The organism is Daejeonella sp. (assembly GCF_017495225.1).
In the GTDB taxonomy this organism is placed as follows: domain Bacteria; phylum Bacteroidota; class Bacteroidia; order Sphingobacteriales; family Sphingobacteriaceae; genus Daejeonella.
The window spans coordinates 25,912-42,210 of record NZ_JAFEIG010000007.1; the positions used below are offsets into that span (position 1 = coordinate 25,912).

Annotated in this window: 11 protein-coding genes; 5 read left to right on the top strand and 6 right to left on the bottom strand. The window is 35.3% G+C overall.

Annotated elements, in window-relative coordinates; all coding sequences use genetic code 11:
- Positions 1-306 precede the first annotated feature (306 nt).
- Genes QZ136_RS02940 through uvrC form a run of 3 tightly spaced genes read left to right on the top strand, consistent with a single transcriptional unit; the run spans position 307 to position 7,131 of the window.
- A complete protein-coding gene (locus tag QZ136_RS02940) occupies positions 307-3,045 on the top strand; it encodes a tetratricopeptide repeat protein (RefSeq protein WP_291400159.1) in 2,739 nt (912 codons plus the stop codon).
- Positions 3,046-3,051: 6 nt separating this feature from the next.
- Complete coding sequence (locus QZ136_RS02945) at positions 3,052-5,289, top strand: transglycosylase domain-containing protein (protein ID WP_291400161.1); 2,238 nt, start codon at positions 3,052-3,054, stop codon at positions 5,287-5,289.
- A gap of 33 nt (positions 5,290-5,322) precedes the next feature.
- On the top strand, positions 5,323-7,131 hold the full coding sequence (gene uvrC / locus QZ136_RS02950; protein ID WP_291400163.1) for an excinuclease ABC subunit UvrC: 1,809 nt from the start codon (positions 5,323-5,325) through the stop codon (positions 7,129-7,131).
- A 41-nt stretch (positions 7,132-7,172) separates the two neighbouring features.
- Here uvrC and gldN read toward each other — a convergent pair whose 3' ends face one another.
- The 6 genes from gldN to QZ136_RS02980 all read right to left on the bottom strand — a co-directional run bounded on the left by gldN (position 7,173) and on the right by QZ136_RS02980 (position 13,821).
- The gene (gldN, locus tag QZ136_RS02955; RefSeq protein WP_291400165.1) at positions 7,173-8,039 is read right to left on the bottom strand and encodes a gliding motility protein GldN; all 867 of its coding nucleotides are present in this window, start codon (positions 8,037-8,039) and stop codon (positions 7,173-7,175) included.
- A 5-nt stretch (positions 8,040-8,044) separates the two neighbouring features.
- Positions 8,045-9,580: a gliding motility protein GldM gene (gene gldM, locus QZ136_RS02960; RefSeq protein ID WP_291400167.1), complete on the bottom strand. Its 1,536-nt coding sequence runs from the start codon at positions 9,578-9,580 to the stop codon at positions 8,045-8,047.
- Between the two features lie 48 nt (positions 9,581-9,628).
- Entirely contained in the window at positions 9,629-10,423 is a 795-nt protein-coding gene (gldL, locus tag QZ136_RS02965) for a gliding motility protein GldL (RefSeq protein WP_291400169.1), read from the bottom strand.
- A 35-nt stretch (positions 10,424-10,458) separates the two neighbouring features.
- The gene (locus QZ136_RS02970; RefSeq protein WP_291400171.1) at positions 10,459-11,784 is read right to left on the bottom strand and encodes an SUMF1/EgtB/PvdO family nonheme iron enzyme; all 1,326 of its coding nucleotides are present in this window, start codon (positions 11,782-11,784) and stop codon (positions 10,459-10,461) included.
- Positions 11,785-12,049: 265 nt separating this feature from the next.
- Positions 12,050-12,820, bottom strand: a complete 771-nt coding sequence (locus tag QZ136_RS02975; RefSeq protein WP_291400172.1) for a uroporphyrinogen-III synthase — start codon at positions 12,818-12,820, stop codon at positions 12,050-12,052.
- 14 nt (positions 12,821-12,834) lie between these two features.
- Positions 12,835-13,821 (bottom strand): DUF4271 domain-containing protein, encoded by a 987-nt coding sequence (locus QZ136_RS02980; protein ID WP_291400174.1) that lies wholly within the window; start codon positions 13,819-13,821, stop codon positions 12,835-12,837.
- A 321-nt stretch (positions 13,822-14,142) separates the two neighbouring features.
- On the opposite strand from QZ136_RS02980, the gene QZ136_RS02985 reads away from it, so the two are divergent.
- Together QZ136_RS02985 and hemW are read left to right on the top strand one after the other, a co-directional pair.
- The gene (locus QZ136_RS02985; protein ID WP_291400176.1) at positions 14,143-15,090 is read left to right on the top strand and encodes an EamA family transporter; all 948 of its coding nucleotides are present in this window, start codon (positions 14,143-14,145) and stop codon (positions 15,088-15,090) included.
- 77 nt (positions 15,091-15,167) lie between these two features.
- Positions 15,168-16,298 carry a radical SAM family heme chaperone HemW gene (gene hemW / locus QZ136_RS02990; protein ID WP_291400178.1) on the top strand — a complete coding sequence of 377 codons (1,131 nt, stop codon included), beginning with the start codon at positions 15,168-15,170 and terminating at the stop codon, positions 16,296-16,298.
- The last annotated feature ends 1 nt before the right edge of the window (position 16,299 follow it).

Consider the following 16,299-nt stretch of genomic DNA (forward strand, 5'->3'; position numbering starts at 1 on the left):
TTGCATTGCGGAAAAAATCAAAAACAGGAAAAATAAATGCCTAATTTTAATAAATCATGCACCTTCATATCCAAATTAGCATTTGGTATGAGCCGATCTAAAAATTTCTTAGATAAAGAGTTTATATTTATGACTACAATTCCGTTCTGATAAAATATCTTTGCATAGTTTCTGTTATACTAATTAAAGAAAATTAATTTGAGATCAAAAAATCAAGTTATACGACAATTTTTATTTTTAAGCTTAGCCCTTGGACTGAGCTTTTCTTCCTGCAATTCCCAGAAAGAGACTGTTGCGAGCAGGAATATGCAAAATTTGACTGCTCATTTCAACATTCTTTATAATGCTAATGAAATTGTAAATGAAAGTGAGAGAAATATTCAATTGGCTCATTCCGACGATTATGACCGAATTATCTCGGTCTTCAAAGAAGCTAATGAAAGCAATTCTCAGGGCGAGTTGGGCAAATTAGATCAAGCAATATTAAAGGCAAATACCATTGCGAATGAGAAATCTCAGAGCAAATATGTAGATGAAGCCTATTTCTTAATCGGAAAAGCAAATCATTTAAAGTCTAATTTTTTTAATGCCGTTGAATATTTTGATTATGTGTGCCTAAATTATCCGAAGGAAAAAGAAGTTAAGCAAGCCTCTTTAGCTTGGAAAACGAGGTCATTAATAGCATCTGACAGGCTAGAAGAAGCTTATAACTCCATTGATTCTGCATTAAAATACGTCAATACAGAGAAAAAATCTGTCGCAGATATATTCGCTATCCGTGCACAACTACATATCTATGCAAAGGAAGATCTTCAGGCGATTAATATGCTTGAAAAAGCGATTGCTTCTAAAACAAGTAAGCAGAATAAAATACGCTGGACTTACCTTTTAGCGCAGCTTCAGCAAATAAATGGGCAGGCAGAGGATGCATATAAAAATTATGCTAGAGTTTTAAAGAGCAATGCTTCCTTCGAAATGGCTTTTAATGCAAAATTAAGCTCAATAAATCTTAAAAATAAGATTAGCCTAGATCCTCAAAATAGAACAAAACAAATTGCTGCCTTATTAAAAGATAGCAAAAACATTGATTTTCATGATCAAATTTATTTTCAAATCGCGAACAGCTACGCAGAGGAAAATAACATTGAAAAAGCGATTGAAAACTACAATAATGCGATCTCAAAAAGCACAAAAAATGTCATTCAAAAAGGATTAGCCTATTTAAAATTGGCTGAAATTTATTTTAACGATAGTGACTATATCAAATCGAAAGCTTACTATGATAGCACCCTTGTAGCACTTCCAAGTATTTATCCTGACTATGCACAGATAAAAAAGAAAGCCGATAATATTGAGTTACTTGCTGATCGCTTATCTATTATCGCGAAGGAAGACACCCTTCAAATGCTTGCAAAATTGCCAGAAAATGAGCGAAATGAAAAAATAAACGCGCTAGCTGAGCAAGAATTAATTAAAGCCCAAGCTAAAATTGATAATGACCAATCAGGAGTTACAACTGCTGGATCAACGAGTAGCAGCGGTGGAAATACAAAATTCTATTTTAATAATAGCATTGCCATAAATCAAGGGATTGTAGATTTTAAAAAGACTTGGGGGACAAGAAAGCTAGAAGATAATTGGAGACGCAGCCAAAAATCAGCTGCCGATATTTCTAATACTTTAGCAAATAACCAAGTTCCAATTAATGACCCTTTCAAAGAAATATCTGCTCCAAGCGCATCAGTAAATATTGATTCATTGAAAAAAGCATTAAGTGATTCAATTCCATTGAGCGAGGAAATGAAAAAAGTTTCTAATGAGAAAATCGGATCTGCTATGTATGATATTGGCAATTATTACCGAGAAGTAACTAATGACACTTTAGAAGCAATCAATACGTATGAAAAACTTCTGCAAAGATTTCCGGAAGATCCGAACAAATTGGCTGTTTACTATAATTTATATAGACTTTACAAAGGCGCAAATATGCCGCTTTCCGATAAATACAAGAACATTCTTTTAGATCAATTTCCGGAATCACCATTTGCAAAAATCATTCTTGATCCTGACTACAATCAGAAAAATGACGAGAAAGAAATGGCCTTCAATCAATTTTACAATGATGTGTATGAATTATACACCGATAAAAAATATTCGGACGTGTTAAAATCAATTGAAGAGAATAGTAATAAGTTGGGAGATGAGAAAATTCCAGCCCAATTAGCTTATTTAAATTCACTTGCATTAGGACATTTGGAAAAGCTCGACAAGCTTGAAGATTCATTTAAAAATATTGTTGATTCAAACCCGGAAGATCAACTGATTGTACCATTAATTAAATTACAATTGGCCTTTATCGACTCCAATAGAACTGAAATTGCTAATCGTCCATTTGCATTATTAGACAATGAAACCATCATAAATTCAGTGATTGAAGAACCTACTAATCAAGAGCCTGTGATTAAAAAGCCTGTGATTGTAGAAGCAGTTGTAGAAAAGGCTGTAGTAGTAGAAAAGCCTATAGTAGTGGCAAAGCCAGCGCAATCAGAAGAGAAAAAAGCTGTAGAACCCGTAAAAATAGTAGTCGAAGAACCTAAAAATACTAAACCTGAAGAATTAGTCGTTCAAGAAGCTAAGAAGGAAGAGCCAAAGATTAAAATTGAGCCAATTGATACTTTCTTTGAGCTGAATGAGCCTGGCGATTATTATTTCATAGTAAACGTTTCTGACCCTACTCTGAATTTAAGTTCGTCCCGTTTCGGAATAGGGCAATTTAACCGCGTCAATTTCTCGGGCAATTCAATTAAACATCAAGTTAAATCAGTAGCCGATCAAAATCAGTTAATATTTGTCGGGCCTCTAAATAGCAAAGATGCTGCTCAAGCATATTTTGATCAGATAAATCCTCTTATGAAAGAGATTATGAAAGTTCCTGCTACAAAATACAGTACATTCCTAATCAGCGATAAAAACCTTGAAAAAATTACTGATTTAGGAACCCTTGAGCGTTATGTAAACTTTTACAAAAAGAATTTTAATCAATAAAAAAACATGAATACCCCTTTAACGCAACGCGAATTAAGTCAATATACCATCCTATTTTGGAAATGGATCATTGGAATAATTGCGTTTGGAGCAATCCTAATATTCAGTATTGGTTTGGGGCTTTTTGGTAAGCTCCCCGATTTAAAAACGCTAGAGAATCCGAAAAGCAACCAAGCATCAGAAGTTATTGCTGACGACAATGTGGTTTTAGGCACTTATTATGTGCAAAACAGATCAAATGTTCGTTACGATGAAATTTCTCCTAATGTTATTAATGCGCTCATTGCTACTGAAGATATTCGTTTTTATGGACATTCGGGGATTGATTTCAAGCGGACTTTCACCGTTATTTTCTACAATCTTATGGGTAAAAGACAAGGAGCGAGTACAATTACGCAGCAACTTGCCTTAAATCTTTTTTCGAAGGAAGGTCGCTCGAAAAATTTTGTAAAGCGCTTAATCCAAAAATCTCAAGAGCTAATTGTAGCAGTGAAACTAGAGCGTCAATATACTAAGGAAGAGATTATTACCATGTATTTGAACACGGTAGATTTCGGATCTTACAATACATTTGGGATAAAATCTGCTGCAAGAACCTATTTCAGTACCACACCCGATAAACTAAAGCCTGAACAAGCAGCTATTTTGATTGGAATGCTAAAAGGGCCTTCACTTTATAATCCTAATCGTAATCCTGAACGTGCCTTTTTAAGAAGGAATACGGTTATTGAGAATATGGCTAAGGCAAATTACATTAGTGAAGAAGAAGAAGAACGACTAAAAAAAATTCCATTAAAACTTCTATTTAATCCTTCAGACCATAATGAAGGATCTGCACCCTACTTTAGGGCAGTGCTGAAGAAAGATATTCAACAAACCTTAGAAGAAAACTCAATTTATAAGGCAGATGGCACACCTTACGATCTCGATAGAGATGGTTTAAAGATTTATACAACAATTAACTCGCGCATGCAAAAATATGCTGAAGATGCGCAAAGAGAGTACTTAAAAACCTTACAAGTACAGTTCAATAATTCTTGGAAAGGACGTGATCCTTTTAATTTTCAGGAAGCCAAAAGTCTTATTGATCAGGGCATGCGACGTTCTGATAGATATCAACAGCTAAAAGCAGAAGGCCTTACGGAAGAGGATATTATTAAAAATTTTAAAACACCTACTGAAATGACTATTTTCAGCTGGAGAGGTGAGATTGATACCTTGATGCGACCGCTTGACTCAATCAAGTATTATAAATTGATGTTACGTAATGCTTTGATGTCTATGGAGCCTCAAACAGGCTATATTCGTGCGTGGGTTGGTGGTACAAACTATACTCACTTCAAGTACGATCAAGTAAAAATGGGAACCCGCCAAGTAGGGTCAACTGCCAAACCATTTACTTATGCAGTCGCTATTGGAAATGGCGGCTACTCTCCTTGTTACTCAGTTGCTAATGAGCCTGTTGGTATTGATGCAGGTGATGGCACCATTTGGACACCAAAAGCTTATAAACCTATTCCTGGAACAATCAGCTTAAAAAAGGCATTAGCAAATTCACAAAACTATGTTACTGCCTACATGATGAAACAAGTTGGCGCAACTGCGGTATCAACCCTAACAAAAAACATGGGAATTACTAGTGATGTACCAGCAGTCCCATCTATTTGTTTAGGATCTTTTGATGCTTCTGTTCATGACATGGTAGGCGCTTATTCTGTATTTGTAAACCATGGCGTATGGACCGAACCAATTTATCTTTTACGCATTGAAGACAAGAATGGCAATGTTATCTACGAGCGCAAGCCAAGGGTAAAAGTTGTATTGGATGAACAAACAGCCTATGTAATGACGGATATGCTCAAGGCAGTGGTAAAAGAAGGCACAGGGGCAAGATTAGGATGGAAGTACAATCTAACTAATCCGATTGGTGGTAAAACTGGTACTACCCAAAACAATTCAGACGGTTGGTTCATGGGAATAACCCCCGAATTAGTTACGGGAGTATGGACTGGCGCCGAAGATAGAGCAATTCACTTTACGTCAACTAATTTTGGAGAGGGTGCAAATACTGCCCTACCAATATTTGCATTGTATATGCAAAAAGTTTATGCCGACCCTACATTAAAATATACAAAGGGAGATTTTCCACTTCCAAAAGGAGGCATCACAACAATTATTGATTGTAGCACTTATTCACAAGAGCAAAATGGTGAAACTGAACAGGATAAGAAACTTGGTTTTTAACAATTAAGGCAAGTCCAATTAGTTATCCCAAAAATGAAAGAATTTGATTACCGATCCGACCTTAAAAATATACCTCAAAAACCTGGAGTATATCAGTTTTGGTCGGATGCGGAAGAATTAATCTATATTGGGAAGGCTAAAAATCTCAAAAACAGGGTTTCTTCTTACTTTAATAAAGATAATTTCCGACTAAATGCCAAGACTAGGATATTGGTCGGCAAGGTTAAAAAAATAACCTTTACCATCGTTGATACGGAAATTGATGCTTGGCTATTAGAGAATAGCCTAATTAAAAAGTACAAGCCTAAATACAATATTCTTTTAAAAGATGATAAGACCTACCCATGGATTATCATTAAAAATGAAAAATTTCCGCGTATTTTCTGGACAAGAAAGATTATAAAAGATGGCTCAACTTATTTTGGCCCCTACGCCTCTGTCAGCATGATGCACACCATTCTTGGCATGATCAAAGAGATTTATCCTTTAAGAACGTGTAGTTTACCACTCAGCCACGAAAATATAAATGCAGGTAAGTTCAGAGTATGCCTTGAATATCAAATAGGAAATTGCAAAGGACCATGCCAAGCATATCAATTAGAGGATGACTATAATCAAAGTATTGCAGAAATAAAAGATATTCTAAGTGGGAAAACTGGTACAGTTATTAAAAGACTAAAAAAACAGCTAGATGAATCTGTAACAGAGCTAAATTTTGAGCTTGCACACCGATTAAAATTAAAATATGATTCACTAGATCAGTATCAGAGTAAATCAACTATCGTAAACTCATCTATCACGGATGTAGATGTTTTCAGCATTGCCACCGATGAAAAACATGCATTTGTTAATTTCTTGAAAGTGATGAATGGCACTGTTATTCAGACACAAACTCTGGAGATGAAAAAGAGATTAGATGAAACCGACGAGGAATTGTTAAGCTTGGCAATTACCGAATTTCGAGATCGATTTAATAGTGAATCAAGAGAGATTATAGTACCTTTTGAGATTGACCTTCCCGACAAGGGCATTAGATTTACTATTCCAAAATTAGGAGAGAAGAAAAAATTGCTGGAATTATCAGAAAAAAATGTGCTATTCTTCAAACGTGAAAAATTAAATCAATACGAAAAACTCAATCCTGAGTTTAGAACTGATCGATTGCTTAATTTAATGATGAAGGATTTACGTTTAAACCAATTGCCAAGACATATAGAATGCTTTGATAATTCAAACTTTCAAGGAGATTTTCCAGTATCTGCAATAGTTGTATTTCGTGATGCAAAGCCATCAAAGAAAGACTATAGGCATTTTAACGTAAAAACAGTAGTCGGGCCCGATGATTTTGCAACGATGGAGGAAGCTGTTTTCAGAAGATACAGCAGGTTATTAGAGGAGGGGGAAACCTTACCTCAATTAATTGTTATTGATGGAGGTAAAGGGCAATTATCTTCAGCTATGAAGAGTCTCAAGCGTTTAGGAATTGAGAAAGAAGTTACCATAATTGGCATTGCTAAGCGCTTGGAAGAGATTTATTACCCAGGCGATCAATATCCCTTATATCTTGATAAAAAATCAGAAAGCTTAAAAATTATACAACAATTAAGAGATGAAGCCCACCGATTTGGCATTACAGCCCACAGAAAGAAGCGAAATAAAGCCACTCTAGCTACCGAACTTGAAAACGTGCCTGGAATTGGCCGAACAACAGCCGAGAAGCTCCTGAGGCATTTTAAATCGGTTAAGAAGGTAAAAGAAGCAACAGAAGTCCAGTTGATAGACTTATTGACTAAAAGTCAGACTCAATCTATCCTAGAATATTTTAAACAAAAAAGCCGATAGAAAATAATTCAATCGGCTTTATCAAATATCTTTTTTTGTTTTTAATAAGACCAAAGATCGTGTTCAAAATCCATTAAAGCTTTCTTCACGCGCTCAGATTCATATAGTTTATCTATACCAATGGCATAATCCTTGATTCTTAAATCATCAGGATTAGATTCTTTAACTATATAACTTGAAAAAATACGCTTCATGAAAATATCGTCATAGCTTAAGCCTGCCATGTCATTGGTACGATTAACAGCAGCTTTTGTAACCAAAAGATGACGAGCCTCAGGGAAATAAACCCAAAATGCAGGTTGCTCATCAGAAACTTGACCAGCTTTACTAATTTTTACAATTGGTGCAATTCCAATAATTCTAGGTTCAAAAACAGAACGTTGCTTATCAAAAATCCAATCCTCTTTAATTCTGAACTTCACAATACTATCAGGATTAAACTCGCCGGCCTTCATATTTCCACCAATTTGGTTTCCATCTTGATCGAAAGTTGGAACAAATACACTATCTGCAAATTTTGCCATCGCATCCTTTGCACTTAATACCACGGAAAATTCGTCGCCATTCACATCTTCTTTGGTGCTAGTTGCATCATAAGCAGTTAACTCCCCAGCCTCAATGGCATCGGTTAAAATCGTAACCAATCTTGATTTAGGAGATGCAAAAATCGTGTTTACTTTATCGCGAACGTCAATTTCTCTCCATACACGCTTACTAAACATCACATCAGACTCTCTTAAATTTGCATAAGGAGTAACTTTTGCATTTAGAACATTTGATTTTTTATAATAACCATCTATAGGCCTTTCGGTTGGCTTAGGTTTGGTGCTATTATTCAAGTTTGGTACTTGAGCATTAACAACTAGTGAACTAGCTATCAAAATGAAGGCAAAAAATATATTTTTCATACCAATTAATTTGCTTTAAAGACCATAGGGTCAAGTTGTCTTGGAGAACCATCAGGTCCAACAGCAACAATATCATCAAAAATTACACGAGTCCCAGGTGTTACTGTAGCTAATGCGGCACGCATTTGCGGACTAAAACTATTACTTGAGGCTTGTAAGACAACTAGATCTGCACGTGGTCTGGCAATAGCCAAACTAAACCTAGTTACTTTAAATTTCGCATCAAAGTCGAACTGATCTAGAGTAGCAAAAATTGCATCTTGGCCTTTAATAACCACCGAACTAAGTGGTCCACCAGTTTTACCAGCAAATTTTGCCTTAGGATCAGGAATACGTTTTACACGGAAATCACTAGAGCCAATATTTTGAACTTTACCGTTAATAGTTGCAGATACATTTACCTTGGCAACAGCACCAGGGCTAGTTACATTTACAGAATATTTACCGTTTGAACCAGAAATAGTACCACCATTAATTGTTACAGATAAACTTTCCTTTGGTATTCCTGGCGCTGATACAGATACAGGATTTGGAACACCAACATAAAATACATTCATCTTATCAGGTGAAACTACAACTGAAGGACGAGCGACTTGATATTTTTGTTCTGCAGTAGTATAAGTTTTAATTGAACCATCTGTTTGCTTCACACGAACTGTACCAGTCCAGGTGAAAACACCCTCCTTAGAAGTATTAACAGTGTACATTCCTTTACCATCTTTAATTTGGAGTGAAGATCCACCTACACTCACATCAGGACTTGATTTAGAATCAGATGCAGTAAGAAATACTTCAGCGGTATAAGGTTGTCCCAATATCAAATAAGAAGTAGGTGCAACGGCAACAGCTGAAAATTGATCTAAATTAACCACAGCTACATCCATTTTACCAAGAATACGCTTCACCATTTCAGACTCAGCATTTTTAACATCTGCCTGAATCTTAGCTAAAGCTGTAATTGCAGCGGTTAAAGGAATACCATCGCCAAAATTAGCTTGCTCCCAGCTTTTACTAATTCCTGCACCACTGGTTTTAGGATCTTTAGCTTCTAAAGAAAAGTTTACGCTCTCTCGTTCTTTAGCGTCAAGTAAACCTAACAGTTTGGAACGAGTATCATTAATCTTCTTCTTAAGTACAGTAGCTCTATTCTCGTTAATCATTAAACGGGAAGAAATATCGAGGTTATCTCTTTTAGAGACATCACCAGTCTCTTTATTCATTCCACCACCTTCTTGCTCAAAACGACTTTTCAACTCGGCTAGGTAAACCTCCAATTCTTTAGTATATGAACTCGCCAATTTGGCCTTATCATAAATAGGTTTTGCTCGAGCCGGCTCATCCTTAAGTTTGGTGGCTTCAAATGACGCATAAGTTGCATCAACACCACTTTGAACATTCTCAGTAGAAGCATTCAAGCTATTTGTTAAATTTTTAAAAGCATCTAAAATTGAATCACTAACATTTAGTGCTACTAAACCAAGTAAAACCAGGTAAAGTATTCCAATCATTTTCTGCCTTGGGGTTTCCTTACCTCCAGCCATGTAATTTTATTTAAAAAATTAAAGATTTATAATATCTATAAAAAACAATTAAGATCTACTAGCTTGATTCATTGCCGATAACATATTTCCATAAACAGCATTTAGGGAAGATAAGTTCTTAGCTAATTTACCAACTTCATCTTTAAATTGTTTTGAATCTTCCATCGACTCATTAAAGTTTTGCATGGTTGCAGAAAGATTCTGGTAAAAACCATTCATAGCCTTTAAATGATTACTAGAATCTTGTAACTCTAATTCATAAACGGCATTTAATGCTCCAATATTTTTAGCAAGAGCATTAACTTGATCATGATAGGCTTTTGTATCAATATTAGATTCGCCCATATCCTTTAGACTTGAAGTTGCTTTCTCGAAGGCTTGACTTAAATTATCAAAACTTCCAGTAGCTGTTTTTACCTTAGCAGCCAATTCAGTTGTTGCACTTGCAGTATCTGCGATACCTGAAATTGCCGACACCTTGTCACCAAAGCTACGCAAACCTGCACCGAGGCTTTCAATAAGCTCAGGACCAATTTTAGCATCACTTAACATATTGTCTAAAGCTGCAGTAGAAGAAGCTGAACCTCCAGCTCTTGGACGAGCTACTTCACCCTTAAATTCCTCATCAAGTTCAGGATATACTTTAGTCCAATCTGGTTCCACATGATCAGGTTGAAAGCCCATATAGAAAAATAAAAGCGCTTCAGTAATTAAACCAATAGCGATCATGTATTCTCCACCCTTCCAATGAAGGATTTTAAACATCAAACCAATAATTACAATAGTGGCACCCCAAGAAATTAGGGAGTTCACACCAATTTTAAATTTTTTCTTTTGTGCCATAAATATAAGGGTAGTATAAAAATGAATTTTTTATTTTAAAGTTTATCTTTTATATCGCGACCAAGATATTTACTTACGTTGCGGAATCCGATATATGATTTCGCTGTATCTTGGTATTCGAAGCTACTTGTTGAATTTTGAAGGAAATAACCAATATCCTTCCATGATCCGCCACGAACAACTTTTCGTTTTAGAACTTCAGGGTCTCCAGCTTTAGCCTCATAAGCATAGTTCGGATTCATGTCATGTGTAAAGGTAGATGAAGACTCATCAAAGGCTGAGGAAGTCCATTCCGCTACGTTTCCAGCCATATTATACAATCCATAATCATTTGGATAATATGCCTTAACATGAACAGTAAACGGTCCGCCATCGTCAATATAATTACCACGACCAGGCTTAAAGTTTGCCATCAAACAGCCTTTCGCATTCCTAATATAAGGTCCGCCCCAAGGATAACTTGTTCCAACTCTACCACCTCTTGCAGCATATTCAAATTCAGCCTCTGTTGGAAGTTCGTAATCAGCTCTTTTTGGAAGACGACGGCTTTCTTTATAATTTCCACTTAGCCTTGTTCTCCAAACAGAAAAAGCCCGTGCTTGACGCCAAGTAACACCAACTACAGGATAGTTTTTATAGGCAGGATGAGAAAAATAACCTTGTACCATTGGTTCATTTTGCGTGTAGGCAAAATCGGCAAGCCATACAAGTGTATCAGGATAAATACCTACTGTATCTCTTAGAATAAAATCGGAACGCTTAGTATTTTTATTACCTCTATTATTTGAAGCATCTCTAAATTGCATGATGGCAAAATTGTATTTAATCAATCTCACATCAATTTCATTACGATTAAAGAGTCTATCATCTCCTTGGTAGTACATTGCTTGCAATTTATTACTATTAGCTGCAGCACTTTTACCCTTTTTGCTACCCCAAATTGAACTACCGTTGCCAACTTTTTTCCAATTAATAAACTTTTGAGCAGTACTATTAGGATCTGATTGACCTTTAGGCTTTAAGAAGAATTGATCGTCTTGAAGATAATCAGTAACTGCAATAGAGTCGCGGACCCAATTCACAAACTGACGATACTCATTATTTGTAATCTCGGTTTCATCCATATAAAAAGCAGGAACAGTAACCTGCTTGTTTTGTGAAATTTGAGCAAATGTAACGTCTTGATCGGTCTGACCCATGATAAAAGTCCCTGCAGGAATATAAACCATACCATAAGGAACTTCTGTATTCTTAAATTTCTTGGTTGATACTCCAATCAATTCACCATTGCCACCACCTTTACCACAGCTAGTGCCCAAAATGTACAAAGCTGCAAGAGCGATAAAGTATATTTTTCTCATTTTAAATGATTCCTTTTTGTATTCCCACAACAAAATAAATTCGAATATAGTAAAAATCATTTTACAATACACGTTTACAATAATCTACATCCTCATAAAATAAATAACTCTAACTAAACAATAGCTTAAAAGGAACTATTTTTTTAAGAACGGAAAAGTATCGTATCTATTTTTGATGTGCCAAAATATTTCAATTCTACGTAAAAATGCAACAAAAAGTTGCGATTATTTTTTTGTTTTTTTCTTTTTAAGATAAAAAGTCTGATTACTTATTTACCTGCTTTATATATTGCTCCAATGCCATGGTCATACTTGGCGCTTCTGGTGTTGGTGCTGGGATATTTAAAACTAATTCATGCTCAAGCACCGCTTTGTGTGTACTAGCGCCAAAAGCAGCAATACGAGTATAGTTTTGCTTAAAGTCTGGGAAGTTAATAAATAGTGAGTTAATGCTACTCGGACTAAAAAATGCGATAACATCATAGAATACCTCAGCTAAATCCGACAAATCACTACAAACAGTATGGAATAATACAGCAGCTTTGAAATCATAACCATTTTCACTTAGAAATTTCTGAGTTTCTTCCGCTGCAACATCCGAACAAGGATAAAGAAACTTCTCAGTACTATGCTTTTTTAAAACCTCTGCTAAATCGGCAGCAGTTTGCTTACCAACAAAAATCTTTCTTTTTCGATACTGAATATACTTCTGTAGATACAAAGCAATTGTTTCTGAAATACAAAAGTATTTTAAGTCGGCAGGAACGTCATAACGCATCTCTTCACATATCCTAAAGAAATGATCTGCTGCGTTTTTACTCGTGAAAATAACCGCTGTAAAATCAGCTAAATTGATTTTTTCTTTCCTAAACTCTTTGGCCGGAACTCCCTCTACATGAATAAAAGATCTAAAATCTATTTTTAGATTGTACTTTTTAGCCAATTCAAAATATGGAGACTTTTCAGTATCAGGCTTTGGCAATGTAACCAAGATGCTTTTTACTTTCCTTGGTTTCTCAGTTGAAGTTTCTTGCATATTTTTAATGGGTCTCAATACCCAAGTGCTTTAAATAAGATTATTAAAGGACAGAATTCGAGGGCACAAAGGTAAATAATTAAATAAACTTTAGGAAACTTGTAATTCGATAAAATATTTTCGGCCACCCGAAGAAACTGAAGGGCGAAAATCAATAAGAGCAAAATCACCCCTATATAGCTGTAAATGACAGAAAAACGATAGGACGTGAGACTAAAAGCAATTACAATTGGGAGAAATAAAATCGCTGCATTGAAGTAACTCAAGTACAAAACTGACACATAATCTCGTACTAATCGAGACGAATCGAATAAAAAACCAACGATTTTTAGTACTATAATCTTAAGAGTAAACAGGGTAATTACTGTTGCTGATAAGTACAAAAACAAATTAAAGCCCTCAACAGAGTAAGATATTCCAAAATATTTAGCAGATAAATAAAGATATAGGCCAAGAATTAAACCAAATAAAAGGTATAAAAACACAAAAGGCCAAGAATTAAATAAAGTATCCTCCTTGTTTACTTTACTTAGTACTTGATTGCTATAAAAAGCGTGACTAATGGTATTAATCTCTGTTGGAAAAAAGAATCGAACTAATGAATAAAATAAAACCAGAAATAAAACCACTAAAATAATCCATGATTCTCTAAATTTCCTCAAACTTCCTTCTTCGTATCTTGTTGGTTTTTGGGGGAATTTTGCAACCCATGCCTTAAAATCAAGATTCTCAACTTTATAAAGATTAATAAGGCTATCTAAGAAAGGATTTGGTCTGTTAGGGTCAGGCTTCTTAATCCAAGCAATCGAAAGCGAATCTTGAATAATTTTAATGGAATCACGATACTCTTGTCTCTTTGCAAGGCTTGCAGAATCTAGACGCCTATTGCTTTGCGCAAGAGAAGGCTCTTCAACAAATTTTTTATTACTATCAAGCTGCCCGAAAACAGATGGAATAGCCAAAAAAGAAATCAGAATTAAAACTAAAACCCGCTGAATCATAATGGTTAAAATCTTTAAGACTGAATAGAAATCATTTTGCAAATTTCCGATTTTTTATTTTTGTTTCCTAAATATCTTTACAAAATCGCTTTTGGAAAAATAAGGAGTAAATATTATTAGTCAAGCCATAAAAAACATCAAAAATTTTATAGCATTATTAATATTTTAAATATGCTCCTAAATCTTGAATACTAGCTCATTTTAAATAGCTTTGCGCTGTAAATAATCAAAAACAGCCTTAATATTTAACAGATTAAAATATCAATCTTGTTTTTTATTAACTAGGAGGAAATAATTTAAAGATAATTATAAATAAATCGAATGTCTGCCACCGCATCAAAAAACGCTTCACCACTACTCGTTATCATCGCTTTCGCTATTGTATATGTGGTTTGGGGCTCAACTTATTTTTTCATACAATTGGCAGTTCATGGTTTTCCACCTTTCATTTTAGGAGCATTACGATTTATTCTAGCTGGCTTAATTATGGCATCTTGGTGCCTCATAAAAGGTGAAAACTTGTTTGCAATTGAAGGAATTAAGCGCGCTATAATAAGTGGCATTTTATTGCTTTTTTTTGGTAATGGAATAATTATCTGGGTTGAGCAAAGTATGCCAAGTGCTATGGTAGCGATTACTGTATCATCAGCCCCTTTGTGGTTTGTTTTACTGGATAAGCCCAAATGGACTGAAAATTTCAGGAGTAAATCTATTATTACGGGTATGCTTATCGGACTTGCAGGAGTTGTTTTGCTATTTAGCGAGCAGATTTCTAAAATTTTCTCCATGCCAGAAAGTACGCCAGTAAAAATGAGTAGTATGATCCTACTGCTTTTAGGTGCTATTGCATGGGCTGGAGGCTCACTTTACACAAAATATAAACCTGCCAAAGGATCTATCATTGTAATTAGCACCTGGCAAATGATGGCTGCTGGCATCACTTTTATTCCCGGAATTTTCATACGTAATGAATTTGATGCTTTTCAATGGCAAAATGTTCCCTCCGAGTCATGGATGTCGCTAATTTACCTCGTAATTATGGGATCAATTGCAGGATTTAGCGCCTATGTATGGTTGCTACAAGTTAGAACGGCCATGCAGGTGAGCACCTATGCCTATGTAAATCCGGTAGTAGCAGTACTTCTAGCTGTATTTTTTGCGAATGAAAAAATTACTGGGATTCAAATCGCAGGACTAATCATTATTCTTGGAAGTGTATTGCTTATTAATATGGCCCGATACCGACGAGAAAAATTAGCGAGCAATTAAAAATCCTGAAAAGGTTTTTCACAGCTTAATTATTTTCAAAAGCTTAGCCCTACAGCTTTTTATTGTAGATTTGAATCATGGCCGGAATTTATCTCCATATCCCTTTCTGTAAAAAAGCCTGTCACTACTGTGATTTTCACTTTAGCACCTCCCCACAGTATAAAGAGCCCATGCTCAAAGCATTAAGGCAAGAAATACTTTTGAGAAAGAGCTATTTAAACAATCAAAGTATTGAAACAATTTACTTTGGAGGTGGTACTCCTTCACTTCTAAGTGCCAATGAATTACAAATACTTCTTGGCGAAATCGTAGATCAATTTGATGTAAGCTCAAAAGCCGAAATAACCATTGAGGCTAACCCCGATGATTTAAATCCGCAAAGAGTAAAAGAGCTACGCCAGACGCTAATAAATCGTTTTAGCATTGGAATTCAATCTTTCTTTGAAGAAGATTTACGATGGATGAACCGCGCGCACACTGCCACTGAAGCTCAAAGCTCAATTAAGAGAGTCCAGGATGCAGGTTTCGAAAATATTACCGCAGATTTAATTTATGGATATCCCCTTTTAACTAATCCTAAATGGGAGCATAATATTCAGGAACTTATCCAACTCAATATTCCTCATATTTCATCCTACTCCATGACGGTTGAACCCGCAACAGCTTTATCATCTTTCATCAAAAAAGGGGAGCAAAAAGCCATGGATGAAGGTCAAAGTGCTGCACAATTCTTGATTTTAATGGAACAATTAAAGGAGGCAGGTTTTGATCATTATGAAATATCGAATTTCGCAAAGCCAGGATCCTATTCCAAACACAACTCTAATTATTGGGAAGGCATTTCATACCTAGGAATTGGACCATCAGCTCATTCATTTAACGGAGAAAGCAGACAATGGAACATTTCAAATAATGCCAAATATATCGATCAAATAGAAAAGGGTAAAATTCCCGCAGAAATTGAGGAATTAACCCTAGAAAATCGCATAAACGAATATATAATGACCTCACTAAGAACTAGTAAGGGAATGGATTTAGATAAAATCGCAGATCAATTTGGTTCAGACTATTCAAATGAAATCAAAAATAATTTGGATGCTTTCACCGAAAAGAACTGGATTTTAAAAAAAGATCAGCAGATTATTCTAACAACAGATGGTAAGCTTTTTGCAGACCATATTGCTTCAGAACTTTTTATTAATGCCTAAA

Excerpts from the sequence above, each read along its gene's own strand:
- QZ136_RS02940 (WP_291400159.1), top strand. The coding sequence starts at position 307 with ATGCAAAATTTGACTGCTCATTTCAACATTCTTTATAATGCTAATGAA.
- QZ136_RS02945 (WP_291400161.1), top strand. The coding sequence starts at position 3,052 with ATGAATACCCCTTTAACGCAACGCGAATTAAGTCAATATACCATCCTA.
- uvrC (WP_291400163.1), top strand. The coding sequence starts at position 5,323 with ATGAAAGAATTTGATTACCGATCCGACCTTAAAAATATACCTCAAAAA.
- gldN (WP_291400165.1), bottom strand. The coding sequence starts at position 8,039 with ATGAAAAATATATTTTTTGCCTTCATTTTGATAGCTAGTTCACTAGTT.
- gldM (WP_291400167.1), bottom strand. The coding sequence starts at position 9,580 with ATGGCTGGAGGTAAGGAAACCCCAAGGCAGAAAATGATTGGAATACTT.
- gldL (WP_291400169.1), bottom strand. The coding sequence starts at position 10,423 with ATGGCACAAAAGAAAAAATTTAAAATTGGTGTGAACTCCCTAATTTCT.
- QZ136_RS02970 (WP_291400171.1), bottom strand. The coding sequence starts at position 11,784 with ATGAGAAAAATATACTTTATCGCTCTTGCAGCTTTGTACATTTTGGGC.
- QZ136_RS02975 (WP_291400172.1), bottom strand. The coding sequence starts at position 12,820 with ATGCAAGAAACTTCAACTGAGAAACCAAGGAAAGTAAAAAGCATCTTG.
- QZ136_RS02980 (WP_291400174.1), bottom strand. The coding sequence starts at position 13,821 with ATGATTCAGCGGGTTTTAGTTTTAATTCTGATTTCTTTTTTGGCTATT.
- QZ136_RS02985 (WP_291400176.1), top strand. The coding sequence starts at position 14,143 with ATGTCTGCCACCGCATCAAAAAACGCTTCACCACTACTCGTTATCATC.
- hemW (WP_291400178.1), top strand. The coding sequence starts at position 15,168 with ATGGCCGGAATTTATCTCCATATCCCTTTCTGTAAAAAAGCCTGTCAC.